General features: G+C 67.6%; 27 protein-coding genes and 1 tRNA gene. 14 read left to right on the top strand and 14 right to left on the bottom strand.

From position 1 onward, the window contains the following. Nucleotides 1-41 precede the first annotated feature (41 nt). The 4 genes from NF616_RS06055 to NF616_RS06070 form a co-directional block, all read right to left on the bottom strand. Nucleotides 42-1,166 carry a M14 family metallopeptidase gene (locus NF616_RS06055; protein ID WP_252272295.1) on the bottom strand — a complete coding sequence of 375 codons (1,125 nt, stop codon included), beginning with the start codon at nucleotides 1,164-1,166 and terminating at the stop codon, nucleotides 42-44. Between the two features lie 78 nt (nucleotides 1,167-1,244). Beyond that, complete coding sequence (locus NF616_RS06060) at nucleotides 1,245-1,562, bottom strand: putative quinol monooxygenase (RefSeq protein WP_252272296.1); 318 nt, start codon at nucleotides 1,560-1,562, stop codon at nucleotides 1,245-1,247. 50 nt (nucleotides 1,563-1,612) lie between these two features. Beyond that, on the bottom strand, nucleotides 1,613-2,413 hold the full coding sequence (dkgB, locus tag NF616_RS06065) for a 2,5-didehydrogluconate reductase DkgB (protein WP_252272298.1): 801 nt from the start codon (nucleotides 2,411-2,413) through the stop codon (nucleotides 1,613-1,615). Nucleotides 2,414-2,429: 16 nt separating this feature from the next. Further along, nucleotides 2,430-3,638: an MFS transporter gene (locus NF616_RS06070; protein ID WP_252272300.1), complete on the bottom strand. Its 1,209-nt coding sequence runs from the start codon at nucleotides 3,636-3,638 to the stop codon at nucleotides 2,430-2,432. Between the two features lie 100 nt (nucleotides 3,639-3,738). Here NF616_RS06070 and NF616_RS06075 point away from each other — a divergent pair, with 100 nt between their 5' ends. From NF616_RS06075 to NF616_RS06095, 5 genes are all read left to right on the top strand, one after another. Further along, nucleotides 3,739-4,644, top strand: coding sequence for a LysR family transcriptional regulator (locus NF616_RS06075; RefSeq protein WP_252272302.1), 906 nt, complete (start codon nucleotides 3,739-3,741; stop codon nucleotides 4,642-4,644). A gap of 77 nt (nucleotides 4,645-4,721) precedes the next feature. Then, complete coding sequence (locus NF616_RS06080; protein ID WP_252272303.1) at nucleotides 4,722-6,008, top strand: NAD(P)/FAD-dependent oxidoreductase; 1,287 nt, start codon at nucleotides 4,722-4,724, stop codon at nucleotides 6,006-6,008. A gap of 74 nt (nucleotides 6,009-6,082) precedes the next feature. Then, nucleotides 6,083-6,640 (top strand): helix-turn-helix domain-containing protein, encoded by a 558-nt coding sequence (locus NF616_RS06085; RefSeq protein WP_252272305.1) that lies wholly within the window; start codon nucleotides 6,083-6,085, stop codon nucleotides 6,638-6,640. Between the two features lie 171 nt (nucleotides 6,641-6,811). Next, the gene (locus NF616_RS06090) at nucleotides 6,812-8,158 is read left to right on the top strand and encodes a glutamine synthetase family protein (RefSeq protein ID WP_252272307.1); all 1,347 of its coding nucleotides are present in this window, start codon (nucleotides 6,812-6,814) and stop codon (nucleotides 8,156-8,158) included. Nucleotides 8,159-8,210: 52 nt separating this feature from the next. Further along, a tRNA-Thr gene (locus tag NF616_RS06095) sits at nucleotides 8,211-8,286 on the top strand. Between the two features lie 57 nt (nucleotides 8,287-8,343). Here the strand turns inward: NF616_RS06095 and pbpG are convergent. From pbpG to hemF, 4 genes are all read right to left on the bottom strand, one after another. After that, the gene (gene pbpG / locus NF616_RS06100; protein WP_252272309.1) at nucleotides 8,344-9,249 is read right to left on the bottom strand and encodes a D-alanyl-D-alanine endopeptidase; all 906 of its coding nucleotides are present in this window, start codon (nucleotides 9,247-9,249) and stop codon (nucleotides 8,344-8,346) included. A 78-nt stretch (nucleotides 9,250-9,327) separates the two neighbouring features. Continuing rightward, nucleotides 9,328-10,194 carry a carboxylate/amino acid/amine transporter gene (locus NF616_RS06105; protein WP_252272311.1) on the bottom strand — a complete coding sequence of 289 codons (867 nt, stop codon included), beginning with the start codon at nucleotides 10,192-10,194 and terminating at the stop codon, nucleotides 9,328-9,330. Between the two features lies 1 nt (nucleotide 10,195). Next, a complete protein-coding gene (gene aroE / locus NF616_RS06110; protein WP_252272313.1) occupies nucleotides 10,196-11,014 on the bottom strand; it encodes a shikimate dehydrogenase in 819 nt (272 codons plus the stop codon). A gap of 150 nt (nucleotides 11,015-11,164) precedes the next feature. Beyond that, complete coding sequence (gene hemF, locus NF616_RS06115) at nucleotides 11,165-12,130, bottom strand: oxygen-dependent coproporphyrinogen oxidase (protein ID WP_286674921.1); 966 nt, start codon at nucleotides 12,128-12,130, stop codon at nucleotides 11,165-11,167. Between the two features lie 66 nt (nucleotides 12,131-12,196). On the opposite strand from hemF, the gene NF616_RS06120 reads away from it, so the two are divergent. Next, the gene (locus NF616_RS06120) at nucleotides 12,197-13,174 is read left to right on the top strand and encodes an NADPH:quinone reductase (protein ID WP_252272317.1); all 978 of its coding nucleotides are present in this window, start codon (nucleotides 12,197-12,199) and stop codon (nucleotides 13,172-13,174) included. Between the two features lie 57 nt (nucleotides 13,175-13,231). Here the strand turns inward: NF616_RS06120 and tsaC are convergent, their stop codons facing one another. The 3 genes from tsaC to NF616_RS06135 all read right to left on the bottom strand — a co-directional run bounded on the left by tsaC (nucleotide 13,232) and on the right by NF616_RS06135 (nucleotide 16,019). Further along, entirely contained in the window at nucleotides 13,232-13,789 is a 558-nt protein-coding gene (tsaC, locus tag NF616_RS06125) for an L-threonylcarbamoyladenylate synthase type 1 TsaC (RefSeq protein WP_252272318.1), read from the bottom strand. A gap of 41 nt (nucleotides 13,790-13,830) precedes the next feature. After that, the gene (gene dprA, locus NF616_RS06130) at nucleotides 13,831-14,916 is read right to left on the bottom strand and encodes a DNA-processing protein DprA (RefSeq protein ID WP_252272320.1); all 1,086 of its coding nucleotides are present in this window, start codon (nucleotides 14,914-14,916) and stop codon (nucleotides 13,831-13,833) included. Nucleotides 14,917-14,978: 62 nt separating this feature from the next. Then, complete coding sequence (locus NF616_RS06135; RefSeq protein ID WP_252272322.1) at nucleotides 14,979-16,019, bottom strand: LysM peptidoglycan-binding domain-containing protein; 1,041 nt, start codon at nucleotides 16,017-16,019, stop codon at nucleotides 14,979-14,981. Between the two features lie 133 nt (nucleotides 16,020-16,152). Here NF616_RS06135 and def point away from each other — a divergent pair, with 133 nt between their 5' ends. The 5 genes from def (at nucleotide 16,153) to NF616_RS06160 (ending at nucleotide 20,700) form a co-directional block, all read left to right on the top strand. Beyond that, entirely contained in the window at nucleotides 16,153-16,659 is a 507-nt protein-coding gene (gene def, locus NF616_RS06140; RefSeq protein ID WP_252272325.1) for a peptide deformylase, read from the top strand. 61 nt (nucleotides 16,660-16,720) lie between these two features. After that, a complete protein-coding gene (gene fmt / locus NF616_RS06145; RefSeq protein WP_252272327.1) occupies nucleotides 16,721-17,653 on the top strand; it encodes a methionyl-tRNA formyltransferase in 933 nt (310 codons plus the stop codon). Next, nucleotides 17,650-18,963 (top strand): 16S rRNA (cytosine(967)-C(5))-methyltransferase RsmB, encoded by a 1,314-nt coding sequence (gene rsmB / locus NF616_RS06150; RefSeq protein ID WP_252272329.1) that lies wholly within the window; start codon nucleotides 17,650-17,652, stop codon nucleotides 18,961-18,963. Before fmt ends, rsmB begins: the two co-directional genes overlap by 4 nt. A gap of 11 nt (nucleotides 18,964-18,974) precedes the next feature. Beyond that, on the top strand, nucleotides 18,975-20,348 hold the full coding sequence (gene trkA, locus NF616_RS06155) for a Trk system potassium transporter TrkA (RefSeq protein ID WP_252272331.1): 1,374 nt from the start codon (nucleotides 18,975-18,977) through the stop codon (nucleotides 20,346-20,348). Between the two features lie 19 nt (nucleotides 20,349-20,367). Further along, nucleotides 20,368-20,700 carry a tetratricopeptide repeat protein gene (locus NF616_RS06160; protein ID WP_252272332.1) on the top strand — a complete coding sequence of 111 codons (333 nt, stop codon included), beginning with the start codon at nucleotides 20,368-20,370 and terminating at the stop codon, nucleotides 20,698-20,700. On the opposite strand, the gene NF616_RS06165 is transcribed toward NF616_RS06160, so the two are convergent. Genes NF616_RS06165 through NF616_RS06175 form a run of 3 tightly spaced genes read right to left on the bottom strand, consistent with a single transcriptional unit; the run spans nucleotide 20,697 to nucleotide 22,516 of the window. Next, nucleotides 20,697-20,963 carry a PilZ domain-containing protein gene (locus NF616_RS06165; protein ID WP_252272334.1) on the bottom strand — a complete coding sequence of 89 codons (267 nt, stop codon included), beginning with the start codon at nucleotides 20,961-20,963 and terminating at the stop codon, nucleotides 20,697-20,699. The two genes, NF616_RS06160 and NF616_RS06165, sit on opposite strands and share 4 nt — an antisense overlap. 58 nt (nucleotides 20,964-21,021) lie before the next feature. Continuing rightward, nucleotides 21,022-21,909 carry a lysophospholipid acyltransferase gene (locus NF616_RS06170; RefSeq protein WP_252272336.1) on the bottom strand — a complete coding sequence of 296 codons (888 nt, stop codon included), beginning with the start codon at nucleotides 21,907-21,909 and terminating at the stop codon, nucleotides 21,022-21,024. Nucleotides 21,910-21,964: 55 nt separating this feature from the next. After that, entirely contained in the window at nucleotides 21,965-22,516 is a 552-nt protein-coding gene (locus NF616_RS06175; protein WP_252272338.1) for a DNA-3-methyladenine glycosylase I, read from the bottom strand. Nucleotides 22,517-22,682: 166 nt separating this feature from the next. Between NF616_RS06175 and glyQ the strand changes: the two genes are divergently transcribed. Genes glyQ through gmhB form a run of 3 tightly spaced genes read left to right on the top strand, consistent with a single transcriptional unit; the run spans nucleotide 22,683 to nucleotide 26,261 of the window. Then, on the top strand, nucleotides 22,683-23,630 hold the full coding sequence (gene glyQ, locus NF616_RS06180; RefSeq protein WP_252272340.1) for a glycine--tRNA ligase subunit alpha: 948 nt from the start codon (nucleotides 22,683-22,685) through the stop codon (nucleotides 23,628-23,630). Next, nucleotides 23,630-25,684, top strand: a complete 2,055-nt coding sequence (gene glyS / locus NF616_RS06185; RefSeq protein WP_252272342.1) for a glycine--tRNA ligase subunit beta — start codon at nucleotides 23,630-23,632, stop codon at nucleotides 25,682-25,684. Before glyQ ends, glyS begins: the two co-directional genes overlap by 1 nt. A 46-nt stretch (nucleotides 25,685-25,730) precedes the next feature. Then, nucleotides 25,731-26,261 carry a D-glycero-beta-D-manno-heptose 1,7-bisphosphate 7-phosphatase gene (gene gmhB, locus NF616_RS06190; protein WP_252272343.1) on the top strand — a complete coding sequence of 177 codons (531 nt, stop codon included), beginning with the start codon at nucleotides 25,731-25,733 and terminating at the stop codon, nucleotides 26,259-26,261. Nucleotide 26,262 lies beyond the last annotated feature (1 nt).

Genomic DNA, 26,262 nt, shown 5'->3' on the forward strand with positions numbered 1-26,262 from the left:
GAAAAAGCCGCCCTCGGGCGGCTTTTTCATGGCGCCGGCGCTCAGCGCAGTTTGTCGACCATCGCCGCCAACACGCTCAGCACGTCGCGCGCCAGGCGCTTGGAGCGCGCGCCGTTCCAGCCGGTGCGCGGGTCCGGCGAGAGGTCGTGGTCCTTGAACGGCATCTCCACCGTATAGGCGAGGCAGTCGTAGGTCTGTCCGACCCAGTTGCAGGCCAGTGCCAGGTTGGCCTGGCCCGGCTCGTCGCGCGGGTAGCCGTGCTCCACCTGGAACTCGCCGATGGCCATCAGGCGCTGGCGGAATTCCTGCTCCAGCGCATCGAGGCGCGGGGTGAAGCCGGGGTTGCCCTCGCAGCCGGCGGTGAACACGTAGGGGATTTCCTCGTCGCCGTGGATATCGAGGAAGCAGTCCACGCCCTGGCCGGCCATCTGCTGCTGGACGAACAGCACTTCCGGGCTCTCGCTCGCCGAGGGCGCCTGCCAGGCACGGTTGAGGTCCTTGCCCGCGGCGTTGGTGCGCAGGTTGCCGAGGAAGGCGCCGTCCGGGTTCATGTGCGGCACCAGGTACAGGTCGGCCTGAGCGAGCAGGCGCTGCAGTTCGTCGTCCTGTTGGGACAGGCGCTCGATCAGGCCCTCCATGAACCACTCGGCCATATGCTCGCCGGGATGCTGCTGGGCGATCAGCCAGATTTTGCGCGGCGTGCTAGATGTGCCGCGCACATGCAGCAGCGGCAGCTCGCGGCCCTGCAGGCTGCTGCCGCAGGCCAGCAGTTCGACGTTGGGCAGCGCCAGCGCCTTGACCAGCAGCTGGGCATGGCGGGCGCGGCTGTAGGGCTCGAAATAGGCGAAGCGGGCGGCGCCCTGCTCGGCCACCAGCTCGAAGTGCAGGCCGCCCTCGTCGAAGCGGGTGGGGATGCGGAACCAGTCGAGGCCGTCGTAGCTGGCCACCGCCTGATAGCCGCTCCAGGCGTTCCGGTAGCTGGACTGCCCGGCGTTTTCCAGGGTGAAGCCATGCGTCTGCCCGACCGTCAGCCCCTCGGCGAGGAAGTGGAACCACTGGAAGTGGTCGCTGGCGAAGTCCTTGCGGATCGCCAGGCGCACCCGCGCCGGGTCGCCGGCGTTGATAACCTCGATGTTGCCGCTGTCGAAATCGCTGCGAATCTGCATGGCACGCTCCTGCCGAACTGAGCCGGCAGGATACTCTCCGATTCCCCGGTCGGCATCAGTACCGCACGGATGGGAGGCTCATCGCGCCACGCCCGGCGCGGCGAGTACCCGCAACCGTACCTGCCGTACCCACTCAGCAGTCGCGCTCTGGAACTCCACCCCATGGGGCGCGGCCAGGTGCGCCTGCAGATGCTTGAGGCTCTGCCACTGTTCCAGTATCACCACGCTGTCGCCGTCCTGGGACTGATCGGGCAAGCCGGCCGACACGTCGAGCAACGGCCGATGGGCGAGACAACCGACCTCCGCCTGCACCCGCGCCTGGTTGGCCAGCACGGCCTCCAGCAGTTCCTGCCGCCGCCCGGGCATGCAGGTGATCTCCACGATAACCTCGATCATCCAACCGCCTCCTCCACAGGGCCTGTGACTATGACCCCCGGGGCGGGGCATCAGTCCCAACGCGGTGCAAACTCCGGGTTGGCGACGCGCTCGCCGCGGTCCAGCCCGGCGATCGCGGCCAGGTCGTCGGCGCTCAGGCGAAGTCGGCTCGCCGCCAGGTTGCTGGCCAGGTTGTCGCGCTTGGTCGAGGACGGGATCACCGCGAAGTCCTGCTGCAGTAGCCAGGCCAGGGCCACCTGGGCCGCAGTGGCACCGTAAGCGGCGGCGATGCGCTGGATCACCGGCTCGGCCAGCACCTTGCCGTAGGCCAGCGGCATGTAGGCGGTGAGGTGGATGCCCTGCTGGCGTGCGAAATCCACCAGCTTGCGGTTCTGCAGCAGCGGGTGGATCTCCACCTGGTTGGTGGCGATCTCCTCGACGCCGACCGCGGCGATGGCCTCGCGCAGATGGGCGATGGTGAAGTTGGACACGCCGATGGCGGCGGTCAGGCCCTGACGTTTGGCCTCCAGCAGCTGCGCCATGTACTGCGCCACCGGCACTGCGTCGCCGGGCGAGGGCCAATGGATCAGGCAGAGATCGACCCGCTCCAGACCGAGCCTGGCCAGGCTCTCGCGCAGGCTGGGGACGAGCCGGCCGGCGGCCAGATTCTCCGTCCAAATCTTGGTGGTGACGAACAGCTCGTCGGGCGGCACGCCGCTGTCGGCGATGGCCTGGCCGACAGCAGCCTCATTGCCGTAAATCTGCGCCGTGTCGATGTGCCGGTAGCCGAGCTCAAGGCCGGTGCGTACCGAGTCGATGGCGACCTGGTCCTTGAGGCGGAAGGTGCCGAGGCCGAGGGAGGGGATGTGCATCTGGATATCTCCTGTATCAGTGAGCGGCGACCAGCGCCGAGCGGGTTGGGGCGGCGTCGCCAGCAGGATCGCATCGATCCAGGCGCCCGGCCCAGAAGGTCAGGCCCAGCGCGAGGAGCACCACCAGGGCGCCGATCCAGGCGGTGTGGATCAGCCCGAGGTCGGCGACGATGTGGCCGCCGAGCCAGGCGCCGCCGGCGATGCCGAGGTTGAAGGCGGCGATGTTCAGGCCGGAGGCGACGTCCACGGCCTGCGGCGCATGGCGCTCGGCCTGGCGCACCACGTAGAGCTGCAGGCCGGGCACGTTGCCGAATGCCACCGCGCCCCACAGCAGCACGGTGAGCAGCGCCAGCCAGGGGTGGCTGGCGGTGAAGGTCAGCGTCAGCAGCACAGCAGCGAGCAGGGCGAAGATCAGCTTCAGCGCGCCGATCGGGCCACGCCGGTCGGCCAGCTTGCCGCCCCAGATGTTGCCGATCGCCACCGACACGCCGTAGACCAGCAGCACCAGGCCGACCATGGAAGCACTGAAACCGCTGACCTCCTGCAGGATCGGCGCGAGAAAGGTGAAGGCGGTGAAAGTGCCACCATAGCCCAGCGCGGTCATCGCATAGACCAGCAGCAGGCGCGGCTGCTTGAGCACCGCCAGCTGGGTGAGCAGGGCAGCCGGCGGCGTGTGCGGGATGCTGCGCGGCACGAACAACAGGCTGCCGATGAAGGCGATCACGCCCAGGGCGGACACGGCGAGGAAGGTTTCGCGCCAGCCGAAGTGCTGGCCGATGAAGGTGCCCAGCGGCACGCCGGTGACCAGGGCTACTGTCAGGCCGGTGAACATGATGGCGATGGCGCTGGCCGCCTTCTCCTTGGCCACCAGGCTGGTGGCGATGGTCGAGCCGATGGAGAAGAACACGCCGTGGGCCAGGCCGGTGACGATGCGTGCAGCGATCAGCGACTCGTAGCCCGGCGCCAGCCATGCCAGCAGGTTGCCGGCGGTGAACAGCACCATCAGGCCGAGCAACAGGGCCTTGCGCGGCATACGGCCGGTCAAGGCGGTAAGCAGCGGCGCGCCGACCGCCACGCCGAGGGCGTAGAGGCTGACCAGCAGGCCCGCCGAGGGCAGGCTGACGCCGAGGTCGGCGGCGATGATGGGGATGAGGCCGACGATGACGAACTCCGTCGTGCCGATGGCGAAAGCGCTGAGGGTGAGAGCCAGCAGGGCGATGGGCATGGATTTTCTCCGCAAGGGACTGGATGACGCGCAGTCTCCACGCCAGACTCATGCGGAAAAACCCGGTAGTACGCCAAAGATATTTGCCAAGGAATCACGAATGAAGACCAGCCTGGACGAACTGCAGGCCTTCACCCAGGTGGTGGACGGTGGCTCCATCAGCGCCGCTGCCGAGCAGCTGGGGCAGACCGCCTCGGGCATCAGCCGCGCCCTCGGCCGCCTCGAGGACAAGCTCGGCGTCACCCTATTGCGCCGCACCACGCGGCGCCTGGAGCTGACCGAGGAGGGTGCGGCGTTCCTCGTCCAGGCCCGGCGCATTCTCGCCGCCGTCGAGGAGGCCGAGGAGCAGATGGCCCTGCGCCGCCAGGTGCCGGCCGGGCGCTTGCGGGTCAACGCCGCCTCGCCCTTCATGCTGCACGTGCTGGTGCCGCTGGTGGCCGGCTTCCGCGCGCGCTATCCGCAGATCGAGCTGGAGCTGAACAGCAACGACCTGATCATCGACCTGCTGGAACAGCGCACCGACCTGGCCATCCGCATCGGCGCCCTGCGCGACTCTAGCCTGCACGCCCGACCGCTGGGGCGCAGCCGCATCCGCGTGCTGGCCAGCCCGGCCTACCTGGCGGCGCGTGGCACGCCGCAATCGCCCGCGGAGCTGCGGGACCATGGCCTGCTCGGCTTCACCCAGCCGGACAGCCTAAACCTCTGGCCGCTGCGCCACGATCGGGGTGACCAGCTGCAGATCGTCCCGACGCTCAAGGCCTCCAGCGGCGAGACCCTGCGCCAGCTAGCCCTGGCCGGCGCCGGGCTGGTCTGCCTCTCGGACTTTATGACCGCAGAAGATCGGCGGTCCGGCGCGCTGGTGGAAGTGCTGGCCGCGCACAACGTCGATACCCGCCAGCCGATCAACGCCGTGTACTACCGCAACACCGCGCTGGCGGCGCGTATCACCTGCTTCCTCGACTACCTGAGCGAGTGCCTGGCGGGGCAGGCCTGGGCGCAGAACTGACCAACCGGCCTTGGCCTTGTGAATTTTCTTGTGTATTTTTTCATGAAATAGAAAACAAGAAATTTCATGAGGCCCGCATGTTCAAGCAATCCGCCCAGCACGTCGGCACCTATTACGCCGCCACTTACGGCCCGATTCCGTTGCGCCCGCGCCTTCAGGAAACCCTCGACTGCGACGTGGTGATCGTCGGCGCCGGCTTCAGCGGCCTGCACACCGGCCTGCGCCTGGCCCTGGCCGGCAAGAAAGTGGTGTTGCTGGAGGCCAGCCGCCTGGCCTGGGCCGCCTCCGGGCGCAACGGCGGACAGGCCCTGCCGGGCTGGTCCTGCGACATGCCGCCCCTGGAAAAGGCCCTGGGCACCGAACGCGCGCGTCGCCTGTGGGACAGCATGGTCTGGGCCGCCGAGGAGATGCGCGAGCTGCCCGAGCGCCACGGCTTCGACATCGACTACCGCACCGGCGCCCTCTACACCGCCGTGCTGCCGCGCCGGGTGCGCCAGCTGCAGGAGAACCTGGAAGAGGCCGAGCACACATACGGGTATCGCCAGCTCAGCTTCATCGCCCAGCAGGATCTGCCCGAGTGGATCGCCAGCCCACGCTACCTGGCCGCCCTGCACGACACCGGCGCCGCCCACCTCAACCCGCTGAAGCTGGCCCAGGGCCTGGCCGGTGCCATCGAGGCGGCCGGCGGGCGCATCTTCGAGCAGAGCCGGGCGCTGGACTGGCAGGAGACACCGGCGGGCTACCGCGTGCGCACCGAGCATGGCGAGGTCCGCGGCGATGTGCTGGTGCTGGCCTGCAACGCCTATGTCGACGGCCTCGACCGCGAACTGTCGAAACGCCTGCTGCCGGTCGGCTCGTATCAGGTGGCCACCGCCCCGCTTGACCCCGAGCTGGCCCGCTCGCTGCTGCCGCGCGGCACTTGCGCCATCGACAACCAGTTCGTCCCCGATTACTTCCGCGTCACCCCGGACCACCGCCTGCTGTTCGGCGGCGGCTGTACCTACCTGGGCGGCATTCCCAAGGACGTGCCGGCGGCCACCCGCCCGTATCTGGAACGGGTGTTCCCGCAGCTGCGCGGCGTGCAGATCGACCATGGCTGGGGCGGGCATATCGACTGCACCATGCACCGCACTCCGGACGTCGGCCGCCAGGGCCAGAAGTACTGGCTGCAGGGCTTCTCCGGCCACGGCATCCTGCCGACCCTGGCCGCCGCCCGCGCGGTGAGCGACGCGATCCTCGGCGACGCCGACCTGCTCGGCCTGTATCAGGGCCTGGACAACCCGCGCTTTCCCGGCGGCGACCAGCTAGCCGCGCCCATCGAGGCGGTGGGCAAGGCCTGGTACCGCCTGCGCGATCTTTTCTGAGCCCGTTTACCCTAGCCCGGATGCCAACCGAAATAACCCTCCCCGGATGGCATCCGGGCTACGCGAGGAATGTCATGGACAAGCAGGAAGAAATCGAAGGCCTGGCGATCCTGGTGCGCGATCTGCGCAAGCACAAGGACCTGACGCTCAATGAGCTGGCCGAGCGCATTGGCCGCTCGGTGGGCTTTCTGTCCCAGGTCGAGCGCGGCCTGTCACGCCCGACCGTGGCCGACCTCACCGCCATCAGCGAGGCGCTGGGCGTGCCGACCACCTACTTCTACAACCCCGGCAAACCGCGCCTGGTGCCCTGGGCGACCCGCCCGGACGAGCGCCGCACGCTGTACTACGCCGGCGGCATCACCGATGTGCTGGCCTCGCCGGGGATGTCCGGCGGCTTCGCCATGCTGGAGAGCTTCCTTGAGCCCGGCGCCACCAGCGGCGAGGGCCACCTGAACGACAGCTCCGAGCAGGGCGGCTTCGTTCTCGAGGGCGAGCTGACGGTCTGGTACGGCGACACCGCCGAGCCGGTCACCCTCGGCCCGCGCGACAGCTTCCAGCTGCCACCGCATGCCCAGTTCCGCTACGCCAACCTCACCGATCAACCCACTCGAGTGCTCTGGGTCTTCACCTGAAATGCGGCCAGAACCTACTGCGCTCGGCCAGGCTGCGTTGCACGCTGGCTCGGGCTGCCCACTTACCACTTGTAAGCTCCGCGCCGTCGCCAGCCTGCGCCTTGCCTGGCCTTCGCTCGTGACGGTTCTGATCCGCATTTGACGGGTATTGATGAAAACAAGGACAAGAACGTGACATCTACATTCCCCGACCTGCTCAGCGAAGTGCGCGCCTTCCGCGCCGCCCACCCGGACGTGCGCTACGTCGAGCTGATCTGCCTGGACATCCCCGGGCACTTCTACGGCAAACGCTATCCCCTCGACATGCTGGAGAAGGTCGCCGCCGGCGGCCCGCTCAAGCTGCCGCAGAACTGCGTGCTGCTTGGCGCCCAGGGAGGCCTGCACCCGATCGGCGACTATTGCTTCAACGACGGCGACCCGGACGCCCCGCGCCGCCTGATCCCCGGCACGCTCAAGCCGGTGCGCTGGGAGAAGCAGCCGCTGGGGCAGATGTTGATCAGCTCCGACGGCACCGAGGCGCCGATCGAGTTCGAGCCCCGCGAGGTGCTGGCCCGCGTACTCAAGCGCCTGGAAGCCAGGGGCATCCGCCCGGTGGTGGCCTTCGAGCTGGAGTTCTACCTGTTCGACCGCAAGCTGGACAATGGCCTGCCGCGCTTCCCGCGCGACCCGCTGACCGACGATGAAGACGACCAGCCGAACATGCACATCGAGCGCCTCTCGCGCTTCTCTGACGTGCTGCACGAGATGGTCGAGGCGGCCCAGGAGCAGGACGTGGAGGCCAACGTCATCACCGCCGAGATCGGCCCCGGGCAGTTCGAGATCAACTTCGCCCACTGCGACGACGGCCTGCGTGCCGCGGACCAGGCCGCCCTGTTCTGCCGCAGCACCCGCGGGGTGGCGATGAAGCACGGCTACCGCGCCAGCTTCATGAGCAAGCCCTACCTGGAGGCGCCGGGCAGTGGCATGCATGTGCACGTGAGCCTGTACGACCAGGCCGGCAACAACCTGCTCGACGGCGACGGCCAGCGCCCGCTGCGCCACGCCGTGGCCGGCTGCCTGGAGCTGCTGCCGCACTGCATGCCGATCTTCGCGGCCAACCACAACGCCTACCGCCGCTACGGTTCGCGGGTCAACGCGGCGAGCAAGGCCAGCTGGGGCTTCGAGGACCGCGACGCGTGTATCCGCATCCCCGAGTCAGACGGCAGGAACCTGCGCATCGAACACCGCCTGGCTGGCGCCGACGCCAACCCCTACCTGGTGCTGGCGGCCATCCTCAGCGGCATGGAGCACGGCCTGGACCAGGCCCGCGAGCCGATCCCCTCGCTGAACGACGACCGCTGCAGCGGCGTGGACTTCCCCAAGGACATGCTCACCGCAGTGGCGGCCATGGAGTCCCACGAGGTGGTCAAGGACAAGCTGGGCGCCGAGTTCGTCTTCGTCTATTGCGAGAACAAGCGCCACGACCATCTGGACTTCATGAACGAGGTCAGCGCGCGCGAGTATCGCTGGTTCCTGTAGTGAGCAAGGCGCAATTGCCCGGCTCGCGGCCAGCTGATAAGTTGCCGTCCACGCCGGTGTAGCTCAGTCGGTAGAGCAGCGCACTCGTAACGCGAAGGTCGCAGGTTCGATTCCTGTCTCCGGCACCAACATCCCCAACATGAAAAAGCCCAGCATCAAGCTGGGCTTTTTTTATGGCTGGCGGGTTACTGCGCCGCCTGCATGGTCCGGGCGCGTTCGGCCTGTTTCTGCTGCTTGTAGGCCAGCGCCGCCGGTGCCACCTTGCTGACCTGGCCGGTTTCCAGCCACTTCTTCAGGCGATTGGCGTCGGCCATGTGGGTGTATTTGCCGAAGGCGTCCAGCACCACGAAGGCCACCGGCTTGCCGGCCATCTGGGTGCGCATCACCAGGCAGTGGCCGGCGGCGTTGGTGAAGCCGGTCTTGGTCAGCTGGATGCTCCAGTTGGCCTTGTGCACCAGGCTGTTGGTGTTGCGGAAGCCCAGGCTGTAGCGCGGCTTGGCGAACTGCTGGACGTGCTCGCGGGTGCTGCTGAACTGGCCGATCAGCGGGAACTGGCCGGCGGCCTTGACCAGCTTGACCAGGTCGTTGGCGGTGGAGACGTTCTTCTCCGACAGGCCGGTCGGCTCGCGGTAGCGGGTGTGGCGCATGCCCAGGGCCTGGGCCTTGGCGTTCATCGCCGCGACGAAGCCCGGCACGCCGCCCGGGTAGTGATGGGCCAGGCTGGCGGCGGCGCGGTTCTCCGAGCTCATCAGGGTCAGCAGCAGCATGTCGCGGCGGCTCAGCTGGCTGCCGATGCGCACGCGCGAATACACGCCGCGCATCTCGGGCACGTCCTTGATCACGATGTTCAGCTGCTCGTCCAGCGACTGCCTGGCGTCCAGCACCACCATGGCGGTCATCAGCTTGGTCACCGAGGCGATCGGCACCTGCAGGTCGGGGTTGCTGGAGTAGAGGATCTGGTTGGTCTTGAGGTCGACCAGCAGGGCGCTGCCGGAGGCGAGTTCCTGGGTCTGTGGCGCCGCCTGGGCGACGGGGGCGATGAGGGTCAGACAGGCCAGCAACAGGCCGGCGAAGGAGAGGGCTTTTTTCACTGTCGGGGTCCGCGCGGTTGATGTAAGCCTGGCGGTCCCTGCCAGCGAATGGCGGAGAGTATATGTGTGGCGCGCCGCTCAGGCGAGCGCGGACGCTCTACGGCGGCCCAGGTGCAGCAAGGCCATGGCGGCGAGGATGACCGCGCCGCCGGCGGCCAGGCGCGGTAGGTCGAAGTCGCGGTTCCAGATCAGCAGGTTGACCAGAAGGCCGGCCGGCACGTGCAGCTCGTTCATGATCGCCAGGGTGCCGGCGTCCACCCGCGTACTGCCCTTAACCCACCAGTACAGGCCCAGCGCCGTGGCAAACAGCCCCATCCACACCAGCACGCCCCATTGCACGGCGGTGTGCGGCAGCTTGTCCGGATTGCCGAACAGCAGGAAGGAGGGCAGCACCAGCACCATCGCGCCGAGGAAGAAATGGCCGAAGAAGCGGTGCAGCGGCTGCGTCGGCCGGTAGTGCAGGAGCAGGCGGCGGCACAGTACCTGGCCGGCGGCGAAGGTGGCGTTGGCGATCTGCAGCAGGACGAAGCCGAGCAGGTAATCGCCTTCCAGCTTGTCAAAACGGATGATCACCCCGCCGCCCACGGCGACCAGCGCGGCGAGCAGCGCCCAGGGGCTGAAGCGGCGGGCCAGGGCATCGTCGAGCAGGGTCACGTAGATCGGCGTGAGCACGGTGAACAGCAGCACTTCCGGCACCGTCAGCACCTGGAAGCTGCGGTACAGACACAGGTAGGTGATGCCGAACTGCAGCGCGCCGGCCAGCCAGAAGCCGGCCAGCATCCGCCGCGGCAGGCCGCGCCAGACGGTGAAGGGCAGGAAGACCAGGGCGGCGATCAGCACCCGCGCCAGCACGGCAAAATCGCTGTCGACGCGGCCGGCCAGGTACTCGCCGATCAGGCTGAAGGAGAAGGCCCAGAGGGCCGTGACGACCAGCAGGTACGGCATGTCAGCCCAGCTGTCGGCGCAGCTCGGCCAGCACCGGCGCGCCGTCCGGCCGCACGCCGCGCCAGACGAAGAACGCCTCGGCCGCCTGTTCCACCAGCATGCCCAGGCCATCGAGGCAGCGCGCCGCGCCGTGCCCGGCGGCCCAGCGGTTGAAGGCGGTCGGTTCCTTGCCGTACATCATGTCGTAGCAGACCGTGTGGCCGGGGCGGATCAGGCTCGGGTCGAGCGGCGGCAGCTCACCGACCAGCGAGGCCGAGGTGCCGTTGACGATCAGATCGACCGGCTCGCTGAGCCAGTCGAAGCCGGCCGCGGCCACCGGGCCCAGGTCGGCGAATTCGCGCGCCAGTTGCTCGGCCTTCTCCACCGTGCGGTTGGCGATGGTCAGGCTCTGTGGCCGCTCGGCCAGCAGCGGCTCCAGCACGCCGCGCACGGCGCCGCCGGCGCCGAGCAGGAGGATGCGCTTGTCGGCCAGGTCGAGGCCGGCGTTCACCGTCAGGTCGCGGACCAGGCCGGCGCCGTCGGTGTTGTCGCCGAGCAGGCGGCCCTCATCGAGTTTCTTCAGGGTGTTCACCGCGCCGGCGCGGCGGGCGCGCTCGCTCAGCTCGTCGGCCAGGCGATAGGCCTCTTCCTTGAACGGCACGGTGACATTGCCGCCCCGGCCGGTTTCGAAGAAGGCGCGGGCGTAGCCGGGAAAGTCTTCCAGCGGCGCCGGCAGGGCCTCGTAGGTCAGGTCCTGGCCAGTCTGCTCGGCGAACAGGCGGTGGATCAGCGGCGACTTGCTGTGGCCGATGGGGTTGCCGAAGACGCCGTAGCGGTCCATGGAAAATCCTTCGAAGTTTGCCTGTCTGCGTAAGGTGGAAAACTCGCGCAGCGATTTCCACCTACTGATGTGGGAGGTGGAAAAGCCTACGGCGTTTTCCACCCTACAACTCCCCGCGCCCTTTTATGGGGGCGGGGGGAGAGGGCCGCCCTAAACGCCGGCGAGCCAGTCGCGGTCCTGCAGGAAATACTCGGTCAGGCGCGCCTCTTCGCTGCCCGGCTCCGGCTTCCAGTCATAGCCCCAGCGCACGTGCGGCGGCAGCGACATGAGGATGGATTCGGTGCGCCCGCCGGACTGCAGGCCGAACAGGGTGCCGCGGTCGAACACCAGGTTGAACTCGACGTAGCGGCCACGGCGGAAGGCCTGGAACTCGCGTTGCGCCTCGGTGAACGGGGTGGCCTTGCGCCGCTGGACGATGGGCAGGTAGGCCTGGATGTAGGCATCGCCGATGGCACGCAGGAAGGCGAAGCTGGTGTCGAAGTCCCACTGGTTGAGGTCGTCGAAGAACAGCCCGCCGATGCCGCGCGGCTCGCCGCGGTGCTTGAGATGGAAGTAGCGGTCGCACCACTCCTTGAACTTCGGATAGACCTCGGCGCCGAACGGCGCGCAGGCGTCGCGGGCGACTTGGTGCCAGTGCACGCAGTCTTCTTCATGAGCGTAATAGGGCGTCAGGTCGAAGCCGCCGCCGAACCACCAGACCGACTCTTCGCCCTCCTTCTCGGCGCTGAAGAAGCGCACGTTAGCGTGGGACGTCGGCACGTGCGGGTTTTCCGGATGGATCACCAGGGACACGCCCATGGCCTCGAAGCCGCGCCCGGCCAACTCGGGACGGTGCGCGCTGGCCGACGGCGGCAGGCTGTCGCCGAACACATGGGAGAAGTTCACGCCGCCCTTTTCGATCAGCGCGCCGTTCTCGATCACCCGGGTACGACCACCGCCGCCGGCGGGACGCTCCCAGCTGTCCTCGAAGAAGCGGGTGCCGCCATCCTCGGCTTCGAGGGCGGTGCAGATGCGGTCCTGCAGGTCGAGCAGGTAGGCCTTCACGGCCTGGGTACGTTCACTCACGGCAAGGGTCCGGGCAGTTCGGAAGAGGGCGCCAGCATACCATCGTCGCATTCCGCCGCACTTGACGGGGGTCAGTCCCGGCGCTTGGATGGAGCCCTTTGCAGAGGAGTGCAGCAGATGGCCAAACGCATCCAGTTTTCCCGCCACGGCGGCAGCGACGTGCTCGAGCTGGTCGCCCGCCCAGCCGCCGAGCCAGATCCGCACGAGGTGCGGGTGCGCAACCGCGCCATCGGCCTGAACTTCATCGACACCTACTACCGCAGCGGCCTGTACCCGCCGCCGAGCCTGCCGTCCGGCCTGGGCAGCGAGGGCGCCGGTGAGGTGGAGGCGGTGGGCAGCGCGGTGACTCATCTCGAGGTCGGCGACCGCGTGGCCTACGGCACCGGTCCGCTGGGCGCCTATGGCGAGCTGCACGTGCTGCCGGCGCAGCACCTGGTCAAGCTGCCGGACTCGATCGCCTTCGAGCAGGCCGCGGCGCTGATGCTCAAGGGCCTCACCGTGCAGTACCTGCTGCGCCAGACCTACCGGGTCGAGGCCGGGCAGACCATTCTCTGGCACGCCGCGGCTGGCGGCGTCGGGCTGATCGCCTGCCAGTGGGCCAGAGCCTTGGGCGTAAAACTGATCGGCACCGTGTCGTCGCCGGACAAGGCGGCGCTGGCCAAGGCCAATGGCGCCTGGGCGACCATCGACTATAGCCGCGAGGACGTGGTGCAGCGCGTGCTGGCGCTGACCGACGGGAGCAAGTGCCCGGTGGTGTACGACTCGGTGGGCAAGGACACCTGGGAACGCTCGCTGGACTGCGTGGCACCGCGCGGCCTGCTGGTGAGCTTCGGCAACGCCTCGGGCGCGGTCACCGGGGTCAACCTCGGTGTGCTGGCGCAGAAGGGCTCGCTCTACGTGACCCGGCCGTCTCTCGGCCACTACGCCAACAGCGCGGAAAATCTGCAGGCCATGGCGGACGAGCTGTTCGCTCTGGTCGCCGACGGCCGGATCACGGTGGAGATCGGCCAGCGCTATCCCCTGGCGGATGCGGCCCAGGCCCATGATGCGCTGACCAGCAGACAGACCACCGGCTCGACCATTCTGTTGCCTTGATCCATAGGTGCGCCGTGCGCGCCCGAGCAGGCGCCCGCACGACGCACCCTACGCAACTCAGGACGGGCGGATCACGTCGCCCGTACGCAGATCACGGATCAGGCTGGGGTTCTTGCGCCCGCCCAGGGCGCCGCCGAGCACGGCGTCCAGCTGGCGCGGAAAGTACTGCTCGACCCGCAGGCGCGAGCGCGCCGAGGGCCGCCCGGCCGGGTTGGCCGAGGTGGACACCAGCGGCCCGGTGAGGGCGCAGAGATCGCGCACCAGCGGGTGGTCGCTGACGCGCAGGGCGACGTTGTCGTGCTGCCCGGTGATCCAGCGCGGCAGGCGATCCTGATGTGGCACCAGCCAGGTGTTGGGCCCCGGCCAGGTGCTGGCCAGGCGGTCGATCCAGCGCTCGGGCAGGTCGTCGAGGAGAAAATCGAACTGCTCGATGCTGTCCGCCACCAGGATCAGGCCCTTGTGCACCGGACGCTCCTTGAGCGCCAGCAGGCGGTCCACCGCGGCCTCGTTCCAGGGATCGCATCCCAGGCCCCAGACGGCCTCGGTGGGGTAGGCGATCACCCCGCCTTCGCGTACCACCCGTGCCACTCGCTGTATGCGCCAACTGCCGTGCATGCTCGCCCCCGATGCTCTGTTTGGCAGCGAGTTTACCCAGCTCAGACGGCGCGGTGTACCCAGCGCCCGGCCTCGCACACTACCAGCCCCTCCAGTTCCAGCTCGGTCAAGGCGGCGAGGGTCTCGCCCAGGTCCAGGCCGCAGGCCCGGGCCAGACCTTCGCTGGTCTGCGGCGCGGCGCGCAGCTGATTCAGCAGCGGGCTTTCGCTGCGTGGCGCCTCGCCCGCGGTTGGCGGCAGCCGCTGCCAGCCACCCAGGGCCTGGAGAATGTCGTCCACGCTTTCCACCAGAGCCGCGCCTTCGCGGATCAGCTGATGACAGCCACGAGCGCCGGGATGGTGAATGGAGCCGGGAATCGCATAGACCTCGCGGCCCTGTTCGGCGGCCAGCCGCGCGGTGATCAGCGAGCCGCTGGACGGGCTCGCCTCGACCACCAGCACACCCAGCGAGAGGCCGCTGATGATGCGGTTGCGGCGGGGGAAATTGCCCGCCTGGGGCGGGCAGTCCAGCGGCAGCTCCGAGACCAGCGCGCCTCCGCCCTCGACGATGCGCGCGGCCAGGCCGACGTGACGCTGCGGATAGAGGCGCTCCAGCCCGGTGCCGAGCACCGCCACGGTAGCGCCGCCGACTTCCAGCGCGCCCTGATGCGCCGCGCCGTCGATGCCGAGCGCCAGCCCGCTGGTGACGACGAAGCCGCCGCCGGCCAGGCTGCGGGCGAACGCGCATGCGGTGTCCAGCCCCGTGCGCGAGGCGCGGCGGCTGCCGACCATGGCCAGCTGCGGACGCTCGAGCAGCGCCGGATCGCCTTCGACGAACAACAGTGGCGGAGCATCGTCCAGCTCGGCGAGCAGCTCGGGGTAGGTCGGATCGTCCCACATCAGCAGATGCCGGCCCGGCTGCTCGAGCCAGCCCAGCGCATGTGCGGCGCGCTCGCGGATTTCGGCGTCGCGCCGCGGCTCGGCGCACGCGGCGGGCAGGCCGAGGGAGCGCCACGCGGCGGCGGGTGCGCTGAGGGCGGCGGAGGCATGGCCGAAGGCTTCCAGCAGGCGGCGGAAGCGCCGCGGCCCGAGCTCCGGCAGGCTGTGCAGGCGCAGACGCGCCTCCAGTTCGGCGGGGGAGATGTGCATGGCGATCGTCCTTGATCGTGGCCGGAAAGCAGAACCCCCGCACGGGGCGGGGGTTCGGGGTGTTACGGGTTCTTCACCTTGTCCATCAACGCCAGGTCGCGGGTGGCGTAGAGCACCAGGCCATAGCTGAGCTTCTCGTAGGTGCGGAACACCATCAGCAGGCCGGAACGCTCGTCCGGGATCTTCACCGACTCGCCGGTGATGCGATCACGCACGGTCTCGCCGGTCTTGTAAATGGCCAGCACGTTGCCTTCGCTGAGGCCATCGATCTTGCCCTTGTTGATGGTCACCACGTCGTACTGACCGACCCGGCTCACACCGCGCGGCACGTCCAGGATGACACCGTTTACTTCGGCCTCCGGCTCGCTGGGCATGAAGGTGGAGTTGACGGCGCGTTCTTCGGTCGGGAACAGGCGGTCGCCGAGGCGCACTTCCTGGGTCGAGCGGGTCAGGTTAAGCGTGGCGATGTCGCCCTCATGAGCCAGCACCTCGACGGTACCGATATCGTCGGCATTGATGCCGAGGAATTCCTTGGTCTCGGGGTCGGTATAGACCTTGCCCTGGCGGAAGATGCCGTAGACCGATTGCGCGTCGGCGAACTCGCCGCGGCCGTAGATGCGGTCGCCTGCGCCGGCGATCACGCTCTCCTGCCGGCCCGCGACGATGTACGGCTGGGCCGCGAACTCTTCGGCACTATTCACGATCCGATTGCTCAGCAGGAAACTGTTGATGGCTTCCAGCGGGATGGTCGGAATGGCTTCGGCCATCGGCGTGCTGCGCACCTTGGGCGACAGCTTGATGGTGCCGCGCGAGGCGCCGCGGTTGAGCATCAGGCGCGGTTGGCCGTCGATGTAGACCAGGCTAAGGGTGTCGCCCGGGTAGATCAGGTGCGGGTTTTCGATTTGCGGATTGGCGTGCCACAGCTCGGGCCACTTCCAAGGCTGGCTGAGGAATTTGCCGGAGATGTCCCAGAGGGTATCGCCCTTGACCACCGTATAACGGTCCGGATGACCATCCTTGAGCTGCACTTCGGCCTGGACCAGTCCGGCCTGGGCCAGACCGCCCGCGGCGACCAGCAGCAGGGCGAGTAGTGATTTCCTCATACGGTGAATCCCTTTATTATGTGGCTGGCGCCTGAAGGCCGCGGAAACAGCGGCTTTTGAGCCGTTTTTCAAAGCTGCTCATCATCTTAGCAGCGGTTTTTTACTTTATTCCACAAGTGCATCACAAACAGCCATGGCCATTCTAAACATCCTCGAATTCCCCGATCCGCGCCTGCGCACCATCGCCAAGCCGGTGACCGTTTTCGACGCCGCACTCTCGCAGCTGATCGATGACATGTTCGAGACCATGTACGCCGCGCCCGGCATCGGTCTGGCCGCCACGCAGATCAACGTTCACAAGCGGGTGGTGGTGATGGACCTGTCCGAGGACAAGTCCGAGCCGCGGGTATTCATCAATCCCGAGTTCGAGTCGCTGACCGAGGAGATGGACCAGTATCAGGAAGGCTGCCTCTCGGTACCCGGCTTCTACGAGAACGTCGACCGCCCGCAGAAGGTGCGGATCAAGGCCCAGGACCGCGACGGCAGCCACTACGAGCTGGTCGCCGAAGGCCTGCTCGCCGTGTGCATCCAGCACGAGTGCGATCACCTCAACGGCAAGCTGTTCGTCGACTACCTGTCCACGCTCAAGCGCGACCGGATCAAGAAGAAGCTGGAAAAACAGCACCGCCAGCAGGCTTGATCCTCCGACTCCCAAAGGCTTGCTCCGGCAAGCCTTTTTCTTTTCATGCAGTGAGTGATCCATGCGCATCGTTTTCGCCGGCACCCCGGAATTCGCCGCCCAGCATTTGCAGGCCCTGCTCGATGCGGGTAAGCAGGTAGTCGCCGTCTACACACAACCGGACCGCCCGGCCGGCCGCGGGCAGAAGCTGATGCCCAGCCCGGTGAAGCAGTTGGCCCTGCAGCACGCTATCCCGGTGTACCAGCCGCAGACCTTGCGCGACCAGGCCGCCCAGGCCGAACTGGCCGCGCTCCAGCCAGACCTGATGGTGGTGGTCGCCTACGGCCTGATCCTGCCGCAAGTGGTGCTGGACACCCCGCGTCTGGGCTGCATCAACAGCCACGCCTCACTGCTGCCGCGCTGGCGCGGCGCCGCGCCGATCCAACGCGCGGTGCAGGCCGGCGATGCCGAATCCGGCGTCACCGTCATGCAGATGGAGGCTGGCCTGGACACCGGCCCCATGCTGCTCAAAGTCAGCACCGCCATCAGCGCCGACGACACGGGTGGCAGCCTACATGATCGTCTGTCGCAGCTGGGCTCCCAGGCCGTGGTCGAAGCCGTAAGCAAACTGGCCGCCGGCGAGCTACGTGGCGAAGTGCAGGACGACAGTCTGGCCACCTACGCCCACAAGCTGAACAAGGACGAGGCGCGCCTGGACTGGAGCCGCCCCTCCGTGGAGCTGGAGCGTCTGGTGCGCGCCTTCAACCCTTGGCCGATCTGCCACAGCACGCTGAATGGCGAACCGCTCAAGGTGCTGGCCGCGCAACTGGGCGAGGGCAGCGGCGCTCCGGGTACCGTGCTCGCCGCCGACAAGAGTGGCCTGACCGTCGCCTGCGGCGAGGGCGCCCTGCGCCTGACGCGCCTGCAGCTGCCCGGCGGCAAGCCGCTGGCCTTCAGTGATCTGTACAACAGCCGACGCGAGCAGTTCGCCGCCGGCCTGGTGCTCGGCCAATGAACCCCCGCCTGGCCGCCGCTCGCGCCCTGGCCGCCGTGCTCAACGGCAAGGCCTCGCTGGGTAGCAGCCTGCCGCCGCTGCTGGACAGGGTCGAGCCGCGTGGCCGCGGCCTGGCCCAGGACTTGGCCTTCGGCACCGCACGCTGGCAACCGCGCCTGCAGCTGCTCGCCGACAAGCTGCTGCAGAAGCCGTTCAAGGCGGCCGACCGCGACGTCGAGGCCCTTCTGTTGATCGGCCTGTACCAGCTGCTGCATACCCGAATCCCGGCCCATGCCGCCATCGGCGAGACGGTGGCCTGCGTCGACAAGCTGAAGAAATCCTCGCTCAAGGGCCTGCTCAACGGCGTGCTGCGCAACGCGCAGCGCGAGCACGAGGCGCTGTTCGCCGAACTGGACCGCGACCCGGTGCTGCACACCGCACATCCGCGCTGGCTGCAGAAGCGCCTGAAGGCCGACTGGCCCGAGCACTGGCAGGCCATCTGCGCCGCCAATAACGAACACCCGCCGCTGCTGCTGCGGGTCAATCGCCGCCATGGGGGCCGTGATGCCTACCTCGCCGAACTACGCGGCGCCGGCCTCGAAGCCGAGCCTTGCGCCTTCAGCCGCGACGGCATCCGCCTGCTGCAGCCCTGTGACGTGACGACCCTGCCGGGCTTCGCCGAGGGCCGCGTCAGCGTGCAGGACGAGGCCGCGCAGCTGGCCGCCGACCTGCTGGATCTGGCACCCGGCCAGCGCGTACTGGACGGCTGCGCGGCACCCGGCGGCAAGACCTGCCACTTGTTGGAAGCCCAGCCGCAACTGAGCGAAGTGATCGCCCTGGATCTGGAGCCGAGTCGCCTGGCCCGGGTGCAGGAGAACCTCGACCGCCTCAAGCTCGAAGCCACCCTGATCGCCGCCGACGGCCGCGACGTGGCCACCTGGTGGGACGGCAAGCCGTTCCAGCGCATCCTGCTCGACGCCCCTTGCTCGGCCACCGGGGTGATCCGCCGCCATCCGGACATCAAGCTGACCCGCCAGGCCGACGACATCACCGCCCTGGCCAAGCTGCAGGGCGAGCTGCTCGATGCCCTCTGGCCGACCCTGGAGGTCGGCGGCGTGCTGCTCTATGCCACCTGCTCGGTGCTGCCGGAGGAGAATCGCGACAATATCGCCGCCTTCCTCGCCCGCACCCCTGGCGCGCGCGAGCTGGATATTCCCGGCGCCTTCGGCCTCAAGCAGGCCCACGGCCGCCAGCTGCTGCCGCAGGCCGAGGGCCACGACGGGTTCTACTATGCCAAGCTGATCAAGATCGCCGCGGCACCGCGCGGCTAATGGAGCTCTAGGTGAAAATCATCATTCTCGGCGCAGGCCAGGTCGGCGGCACCCTGGCGGAGCACCTGGCCAGCGAGGCCAACGACATCACCGTGGTCGACACCGATGCCGACCGCCTGCGCGATCTCGGCGACCGCCTGGACATCCGCACCGTGGTGGGCCGCGGCTCCTTCCCCACCGTGCTGCGTCAGGCCGGCGCCGACGACGCCGACATGCTGGTGGCGGTGACCAACAGCGACGAGACCAACATGGTCGCCTGCCAGGTCGCCTACACCCTGTTCCACACCCCGACCAAGATCGCCCGGGTGCGCGAGTCGGCCTACCTGACCCGCGAGGCGCTGTTCGACAACGAGGCCATCCCGGTCGACGTGCTGATCAGCCCCGAGCAGGTGGTGACCAACTACATCAAGCGCCTGATCGAGTATCCCGGCGCCCTGCAGGTGATCGACTTCGCCGAGGGCAAGGCCCAGCTGGTGGCGGTCAAGGCCTACTACGGCGGGCCGCTGGTGGGTCAGCAGCTGCGCCAGCTGCGCGAACACATGCCCAATGTCGACACCCGCGTGGCCGCCATCTTCCGCCGCAACCGGCCGATCATGCCGAAGGGCGACACGGTGATCGAGGCCGATGACGAGGTGTTCTTCATCGCCGCCAAGGCGCACATCCGCGCGGTGATGAGCGAGTTGCGCCGCCTCGAAGACAGCTACAAGCGCATCGTTATCGCCGGCGGCGGGCATATCGGCGAGCGCCTGGCCGAGGCCATCGAGAGCCGCTACCAGGTGAAGATCATCGAGATGAACCCGGCGCGCTGCCGCTACCTGTCGGACAACCTGGAAAGCACCATCGTGCTGCAGGGCAGCGCCTCCGACCGCGACCTGCTGGTGGAGGAGAACATCAACGAGGCCGACATCTTCCTCGCTCTGACCAACGACGACGAGGCCAATATCATGTCCTCGCTGCTGGCCAAGCGCCTGGGCGCGCGCAAGGTGATGACCATCATCAACAACCCGGCCTACGTCGACCTGGTCCAGGGCGGCGATATCGATATCGCCATCAGCCCGCAGCTGGCCACCATCGGCACCCTGCTGACCCACGTGCGCCGCGGCGACATCGAGAGCGTGCACAGCCTGCGTCGTGGCGCGGCCGAAGCCATCGAGGCCATCGCCCATGGCGACGCGCGCTCGAGCAAGGTGGTCGGCAAGATGATCGAGGAGATCGCCCTGCCGCCGGGTACCACCATCGGCGCGGTGATCCGCGACGAGGAGGTGCTGATCGCCCATGACGACACGGTCATCGCATCCGGCGACCACGTGATACTGTTCCTCGTCGACAAGAAGTACATCCGCGACGTGGAGCGCCTGTTCCAGGTCGGTCTGACCTTCTTCTGAGCCACGAGGCGCCCTTGGCATGACCACGCCCGAATCCCTGGAAAAACTGCTGGCCCGTGGGGTGGACAACGCCCTGCTACGCTTCGGCCTGGGCAAGGCCTACCTGGATGGCAACCAGCCCGACGCGGCGGCCAAGCACCTGCAGAAATGCCTGGGCTTCGATCCCAATTACTCGGCGGCGTGGAAGCTGCTGGGCCAGGCGTGCCAGCGTCGGGAGATGTTCGAGGAAGCGCGCCAGGCGTGGCACAATGGCCTGGAAGTGGCGCGCAAACGCGGCGACAAGCAGACCGAGAAGGAAATGATGGTTTTCCTGCGCCGCCTGGAGAAGGTGGCTGGCAATGAGGGCCGCTAGTCGCGCTGGAACTTGAGGGCGACGCCACTGGGTTCGAAGCGGATCACCTGCATCTGCACCACGGGCGCCGGAATCGGCAGGCCCTGGACCTGGCCCTGGACCACCTCACCGATCTGCAACAGGCGCTGGGCATCGTCGATCACCACGAACACGCCGCTCTCGGAGATATCCCGGGTGGTCACCAGCATCTGCCCGTGCAGCGGATGGTCGATACGCAGCTGGACCTTGAGCGGGGTACGCAGGTGATCGCGCTTGTTGTCCATGCCTGTCCTGTCGTGGTGAGAAAAAGTGCTCTGACGGTACTGACTTACACGCAGCGCATCAATACCACTTCTTCTCGCCCGCCGGCCGCTTCTTGAAACGCTTCATGCTCCACAGGTACTGGCTGGGATAGGCGCGCACATAGCGTTCGAGTTCCCGGCTCATGGCCGTAGCTGATACCTGCGGGTCCTCGCTGTACATGTCTTCGGGCACCGCTTCGAAGATCACCTTGAAGCCGCTGTTGTCCGGAAGGCGCACGGCGTTCAGGAAGATGCCGACCGCCTTGCCGCCGGCGAGCATGCCGGGGACGAACTTGCTGGTCAGTGCCTGGATCGCGCAGAACGGCACGAACAGGCCGCTGGAACGGCTCGGCTCCGGGTCGGCGGGAATGCCCACCACACCACCGCGGCGCACCTCCTTGATCACGCTGAGAATGCCTTCCTTGGTCGAGGGCGCCACGCGATTGCCCATCTGTGCGCGCTGCTTCTGCAGCAGCTCGTCGAGGGCCTGCAGCTTGGGCGGGCGGTAGAAGATGATCGGTTTGCACTGGGAGCAGAAGTAGTGGTTCAGCACCTCCCAGTTGCCCAGGTGGCTGGCCACGCCGACCACGCCCTTGCCGGAGGCGAGCGCGGCCTGCAGCACCTCAAGGCCCTCGACCTCGCGCACCAGTTTGAGCGTGCGTTCGACCGGCCAGATCCAGGCGCAGGCGCTTTCAGTGAGGGTCTTGCCGATGTCGCGCAGGGTTGCGCCGACGAGGCGCTCTCGCTCGGCCGGGTCGAGTTCGGGGAAACACTTGGCCAGGTTGATGCGCACCACGTCGCGCGAGCCATTGGGCAGCTTCCACATCAACCAGCCGATGGCCGAGCCGGCAGCCTGCACTGCACCCCAGGGCAGCAGGGCGAACAGGCGCAGAAAGCCGACCACCAAGGCGCCTTTCAATCTCTCCACGAACAACTCCCGGAAACGCAAAAGGCGGGCATTGTAACGGTTGTGACCGAAGGGTTCAGCCTTTGAGAACGTGGTACCTGTCGCAGTCGGTCGTATGGTCCATCACCATGCCGGCGGCCTGCATGTAGGCGTAGCAGATGGTCGGGCCGACGAAGGTGAAGCCGAGCTTCTTCAGCGCCTTGCTCATGGCATCGGCTTCGGGCGTCACCGCCGGCACGTCGCCGCGGCCGCTGAAGTGATTGATCTTCGGCGCACCGCCGACGAAGGACCAGAGCAGGCCGGCCGGGTCTTCCAGCTTCAACCAGGCCCGCGCGTTCTGCCGCGCGGCGTTCAGCTTCGCGCGGTTGCGGATGATGCCGGGATCCTGCATGCGCTCTTCGATCTCCGCGTCGCTCATCGCCGCCAGGCGCTCAGGGTCGAAGCCGAACAGTACCTGGCGATAGCGTCCGCGCTTCTTCAGTACGGTGATCCACGACAGCCCGGCCTGGAAGCCTTCCAGCAAGAGCATCTCGAACAGCCACTGCGGGTCGCGCTGCGGCACGCCCCATTCCTCGTCGTGGTAGGTGATGTACAGCGGGTCGTCGTTGCACCAGAAGCAGCGGGGCATGGCAGGGCACCTGTGAAGGAATCGAAACGAACTATAGCCAATAGATACTGTATGTAAATACAGCCTTTAGCCGACCTTCTGCTCGCGCCGGCGGCACCCTCGTTGCCGCACAGCCTTGGGGTATACTGCGCGGCTTTATGCAAACGCCTCGACACCGGTGGTATTCGTGAGCCAGACAACGCCCGACGTGAGCACCTTCCAAGGCCTGATCCTCGCCCTCCAGAGCTATTGGGCCGAGCAAGGCTGCGTGATCCTGCAACCCTACGACATGGAGATGGGGGCCGGTACCTTCCACACCGCCACCTTCCTGCGCGCCATCGGTCCGGAGACCTGGAACGCCGCCTACGTGCAGCCCTCGCGCCGCCCGGCCGACGGCCGCTACGGCGAGAACCCCAACCGCCTGCAGCACTACTACCAGTTCCAGGTGGTACTCAAGCCGAACCCGGAGAACATCCAGGACCTGTACCTGGAATCGCTGCGCCGCATCGGCGTCGACACCCTGGTGCACGACATCCGCTTCGTCGAGGACAACTGGGAATCGCCGACTCTTGGCGCCTGGGGCCTGGGCTGGGAAGTCTGGCTGAACGGCATGGAAGTCACCCAGTTCACCTACTTCCAGCAGGTCGGCGGCGTCGAGTGCTACCCGGTCACCGGCGAGATCACCTACGGCCTCGAGCGCCTGGCCATGTACCTGCAGGGCGTCGACTCGGTGTACGACCTGGTCTACTCCGACGGGCCGTTCGGCAAGGTCACCTACGGCGACGTGTTCCACCAGAACGAAGTGGAGCAGTCCACCTTCAACTTCGAGCACGCCAACGTCGATAAGCTGTTCGACCTGTTCGACTTCTACGAGTCCGAGGCCAACCGCCTGATGGAGCTGCAGCTGCCCCTGCCGGCCTATGAAATGGTGATCAAGGCCTCGCACAGCTTCAACCTGCTCGACGCCCGCCGCGCCATCTCGGTGACCGCGCGCCAGCAGTACATCCTGCGCGTGCGCACCCTGGCGCGGAACATCGCCCAGAGCTACCTGCTGGCCCGCGCCAAGCTCGGCTTCCCGATGGCCACCCCCGTACTGCGTGACGAAGTACTGGCCAAGCTCAAGGAGGCCGAATGATGAGTGCTCAGGATTTTCTGGTTGAGCTGGGCACCGAAGAGCTGCCACCCAAGGCCCTGAAGAGCCTCGGCGAAGCCTTCCTCGCCGGCATCGAGAAGGGCCTCAAGGCCGCCGGCCTGGAGTACGCCACCGCCCGCTTCTACGCGGCGCCGCGGCGCCTGGCCGTAGTGGTCGAGCAACTGGCTGCGCAGCAGCCGGACCGCAGCGTGCGCCTCGACGGCCCGCCCGTGCAGGCCGCCTTCGACGCCGAGGGCAAGCCGACCCAGGCCGCCTTGGGCTTTGCCAAAAAATGCGGCGTCGAACTGAGCCAGATCGACACCAGCGGCCCGAAACTGAAGTTCGAGCAGAGCATCGCCGGCCAGCCCGCCGCCAGCCTGCTGCCGGGCATCGTCGAGACCTCCCTCGGCGAGCTGCCGATTCCGAAACGCATGCGCTGGGCCGCGCGCAAGGACGAATTCGTGCGTCCGACCCAGTGGCTGGTGATGCTGTTCGGCGACGCGGTCGTTGACTGCGAGATCCTCGCCCAGAAGGCCGGCCGCATCTCACGCGGCCACCGCTTCCATGCGAACCGTGACGTGACCATTTCCAGCCCGGCCCGCTACGCCGAAGACCTGCGCGCCGCCTACGTGGTCGCCGACTTCGCCGAGCGCCGCCAGCAGATCGCCGCCCGCGTCGAAGAACTGGCCCGTGCCGAGAACGGCAGCGCCATCGTGCCGCCGGCCCTGCTCGATGAAGTCAGCGCCCTGGTCGAATGGCCGGTGCCGCTGGTCTGCTCGTTCGAGGAACGCTTCCTCGAGGTGCCGCAGGAAGCCCTGATCACCACCATGCAGGACAACCAGAAGTACTTCTGCCTGCTGGATGGCAACGGCAAGCTGCTGCCGCGCTTCATCACCGTGGCCAACATCGAATCGAAAGACCCGGCGCAAATCGTCACCGGCAACGAGAAGGTGGTGCGCCCGCGCCTGACCGACGCCGAGTTCTTCTTCAAGCAAGACAAGCGCCAGCCGCTGGAAAAGCGCAACGAGCGCCTGGCCAACGTGGTGTTCCAGGCCCAGCTCGGCAGCGTGTTCGACAAGGCCGAGCGCGTCTCCAAGCTCGCCGCCTTTATTGCCGAGCGCATTGGTGGCGATGCCACCCGCGCGGCCCGCGCCGGCATCCTCTCCAAGTGCGACCTGGCCACCGAGATGGTCGGCGAGTTCCCAGAGATGCAGGGCATTGCCGGCTACTACTACGCCAAGCATGACGGCGAGGCCGACGATGTGGCCCTGGCGCTGAACGAGCAGTACATGCCGCGTGGCGCCGGCGCCGAGCTGCCGCAGACCCTCACCGGTTCCGCGGTCGCCGTGGCGGACAAGCTCGACACCCTGGTCGGCATCTTCGGCATCGGCATGCTGCCGACGGGCTCCAAGGACCCCTACGCCCTGCGCCGCGCCGCGCTCGGCGTGCTGCGCATCCTGATCGAGAAGCAGCTGGACCTCGACCTGGTCGAGGCGGTGAGCTTCGCCATCGGTCTGTACGGCAGCAAGATCAAGAGCGAAGGCCTCGCCGTTCAGGTGCTGGATTTCATCTTCGACCGTCTGCGTGCGCGCTACGAAGACGAAGGTGTGGACGTGGCCGTGTACCAGGCGGTGCGCGCGCTCAAGCCGGCGTCGCCGCTGGACTTCGACCAGCGCGTGCAGGCCGTGCAGGCCTTCCGCACGCTGCCGGAAGCCGCCGCCCTGGCCGCCGCCAACAAGCGCGTGTCCAACCTGCTGAGCAAGTACGAAGGCCAGGTCGCCGCCAGCGCCGAAGCCCACTACTTCGACAATCCGACGGAGTTCAGCCTGTACTCGGCCATCCAGCAGGCCAGCCAGGCCGTGGCGCCGATGGCGGCCGCCCGTTGCTACTGCGAGGCGCTGGAACGCCTGGCCGCCCTGCGCGAGCCGGTGGATGCGTTCTTCGAGGCCGTGCTGGTCAATGCCGAGGACGCCTCGGTGCGGGCCAACCGCTACGCGCTGCTCAACCAGCTGCGCGGGCTGTTCCTCGGCGTCGCCGACATCTCCCTGCTGGGCTGACGGCTCACCGGGCGGCGCGATGCCGCCCGGTCGCCCTGGTAAGCGTATGAAGCTGCTGATTCTCGACCGCGACGGCGTCATCAATGAAGACTCCGACGCCTATATCAAGTCCCTCGACGAATGGATTCCGGTGCCCGGCTCCATCGAGGCCATCGCGCGCCTGAGCAGGGCCGGTTGGACCGTGGCGGTGGCCACCAACCAGTCCGGCCTCGCCCGCGGCTACTACGACGTCACGGTGCTGGAGTCCATGCACGCGCGCCTGCGCCAGCTGGTGGCGGAGCAGGGCGGCGAAGTCGGCCTGATCGTCCACTGCCCGCATGGCCCGGACGACGGCTGCGACTGCCGCAAGCCGAAGCCTGGCATGCTGCTGCAGATCGCCGCGCACTACGGCACGGAACTGACCGGTGTCTGGTTCGTCGGCGACAGCCGCGGTGACCTCGACGCCGCCCTGGCCGTCCATTGCCAACCCGTTCTGGTGAAGACCGGCAAGGGCGAGCGTACGCTGGCCAAGCCGTTGCCAGCGGGAACCCTGATATTCGATGATCTGGCGGCGATAGCCGACCAGCTGCTGCTCTAGG

Source organism: Pseudomonas subflava (assembly GCF_023823685.1).
GTDB classification, from domain to species: domain Bacteria; phylum Pseudomonadota; class Gammaproteobacteria; order Pseudomonadales; family Pseudomonadaceae; genus Aquipseudomonas; species Aquipseudomonas subflava.

Bases quoted from the DNA above. Each gene is read 5' to 3' on its own strand.
- NF616_RS06055 (WP_252272295.1), bottom strand. From the start codon at position 1,166: ATGCAGATTCGCAGCGATTTCGACAGCGGCAACATCGAGGTTATCAAC.
- NF616_RS06060 (WP_252272296.1), bottom strand. From the start codon at position 1,562: ATGATCGAGGTTATCGTGGAGATCACCTGCATGCCCGGGCGGCGGCAG.
- dkgB (WP_252272298.1), bottom strand. From the start codon at position 2,413: ATGCACATCCCCTCCCTCGGCCTCGGCACCTTCCGCCTCAAGGACCAG.
- NF616_RS06070 (WP_252272300.1), bottom strand. From the start codon at position 3,638: ATGCCCATCGCCCTGCTGGCTCTCACCCTCAGCGCTTTCGCCATCGGC.
- NF616_RS06075 (WP_252272302.1), top strand. From the start codon at position 3,739: ATGAAGACCAGCCTGGACGAACTGCAGGCCTTCACCCAGGTGGTGGAC.
- NF616_RS06080 (WP_252272303.1), top strand. From the start codon at position 4,722: ATGTTCAAGCAATCCGCCCAGCACGTCGGCACCTATTACGCCGCCACT.
- NF616_RS06085 (WP_252272305.1), top strand. From the start codon at position 6,083: ATGGACAAGCAGGAAGAAATCGAAGGCCTGGCGATCCTGGTGCGCGAT.
- NF616_RS06105 (WP_252272311.1), bottom strand. From the start codon at position 10,194: ATGCCGTACCTGCTGGTCGTCACGGCCCTCTGGGCCTTCTCCTTCAGC.
- aroE (WP_252272313.1), bottom strand. From the start codon at position 11,014: ATGGACCGCTACGGCGTCTTCGGCAACCCCATCGGCCACAGCAAGTCG.
- hemF (WP_286674921.1), bottom strand. From the start codon at position 12,130: ATGCGACGATGGTATGCTGGCGCCCTCTTCCGAACTGCCCGGACCCTT.
- NF616_RS06120 (WP_252272317.1), top strand. From the start codon at position 12,197: ATGGCCAAACGCATCCAGTTTTCCCGCCACGGCGGCAGCGACGTGCTC.
- tsaC (WP_252272318.1), bottom strand. From the start codon at position 13,789: ATGCACGGCAGTTGGCGCATACAGCGAGTGGCACGGGTGGTACGCGAA.
- dprA (WP_252272320.1), bottom strand. From the start codon at position 14,916: ATGCACATCTCCCCCGCCGAACTGGAGGCGCGTCTGCGCCTGCACAGC.
- NF616_RS06135 (WP_252272322.1), bottom strand. From the start codon at position 16,019: ATGAGGAAATCACTACTCGCCCTGCTGCTGGTCGCCGCGGGCGGTCTG.
- def (WP_252272325.1), top strand. From the start codon at position 16,153: ATGGCCATTCTAAACATCCTCGAATTCCCCGATCCGCGCCTGCGCACC.
- fmt (WP_252272327.1), top strand. From the start codon at position 16,721: ATGCGCATCGTTTTCGCCGGCACCCCGGAATTCGCCGCCCAGCATTTG.
- rsmB (WP_252272329.1), top strand. From the start codon at position 17,650: ATGAACCCCCGCCTGGCCGCCGCTCGCGCCCTGGCCGCCGTGCTCAAC.
- NF616_RS06160 (WP_252272332.1), top strand. From the start codon at position 20,368: ATGACCACGCCCGAATCCCTGGAAAAACTGCTGGCCCGTGGGGTGGAC.
- NF616_RS06165 (WP_252272334.1), bottom strand. From the start codon at position 20,963: ATGGACAACAAGCGCGATCACCTGCGTACCCCGCTCAAGGTCCAGCTG.
- NF616_RS06175 (WP_252272338.1), bottom strand. From the start codon at position 22,516: ATGCCCCGCTGCTTCTGGTGCAACGACGACCCGCTGTACATCACCTAC.
- glyS (WP_252272342.1), top strand. From the start codon at position 23,630: ATGAGTGCTCAGGATTTTCTGGTTGAGCTGGGCACCGAAGAGCTGCCA.
- gmhB (WP_252272343.1), top strand. From the start codon at position 25,731: ATGAAGCTGCTGATTCTCGACCGCGACGGCGTCATCAATGAAGACTCC.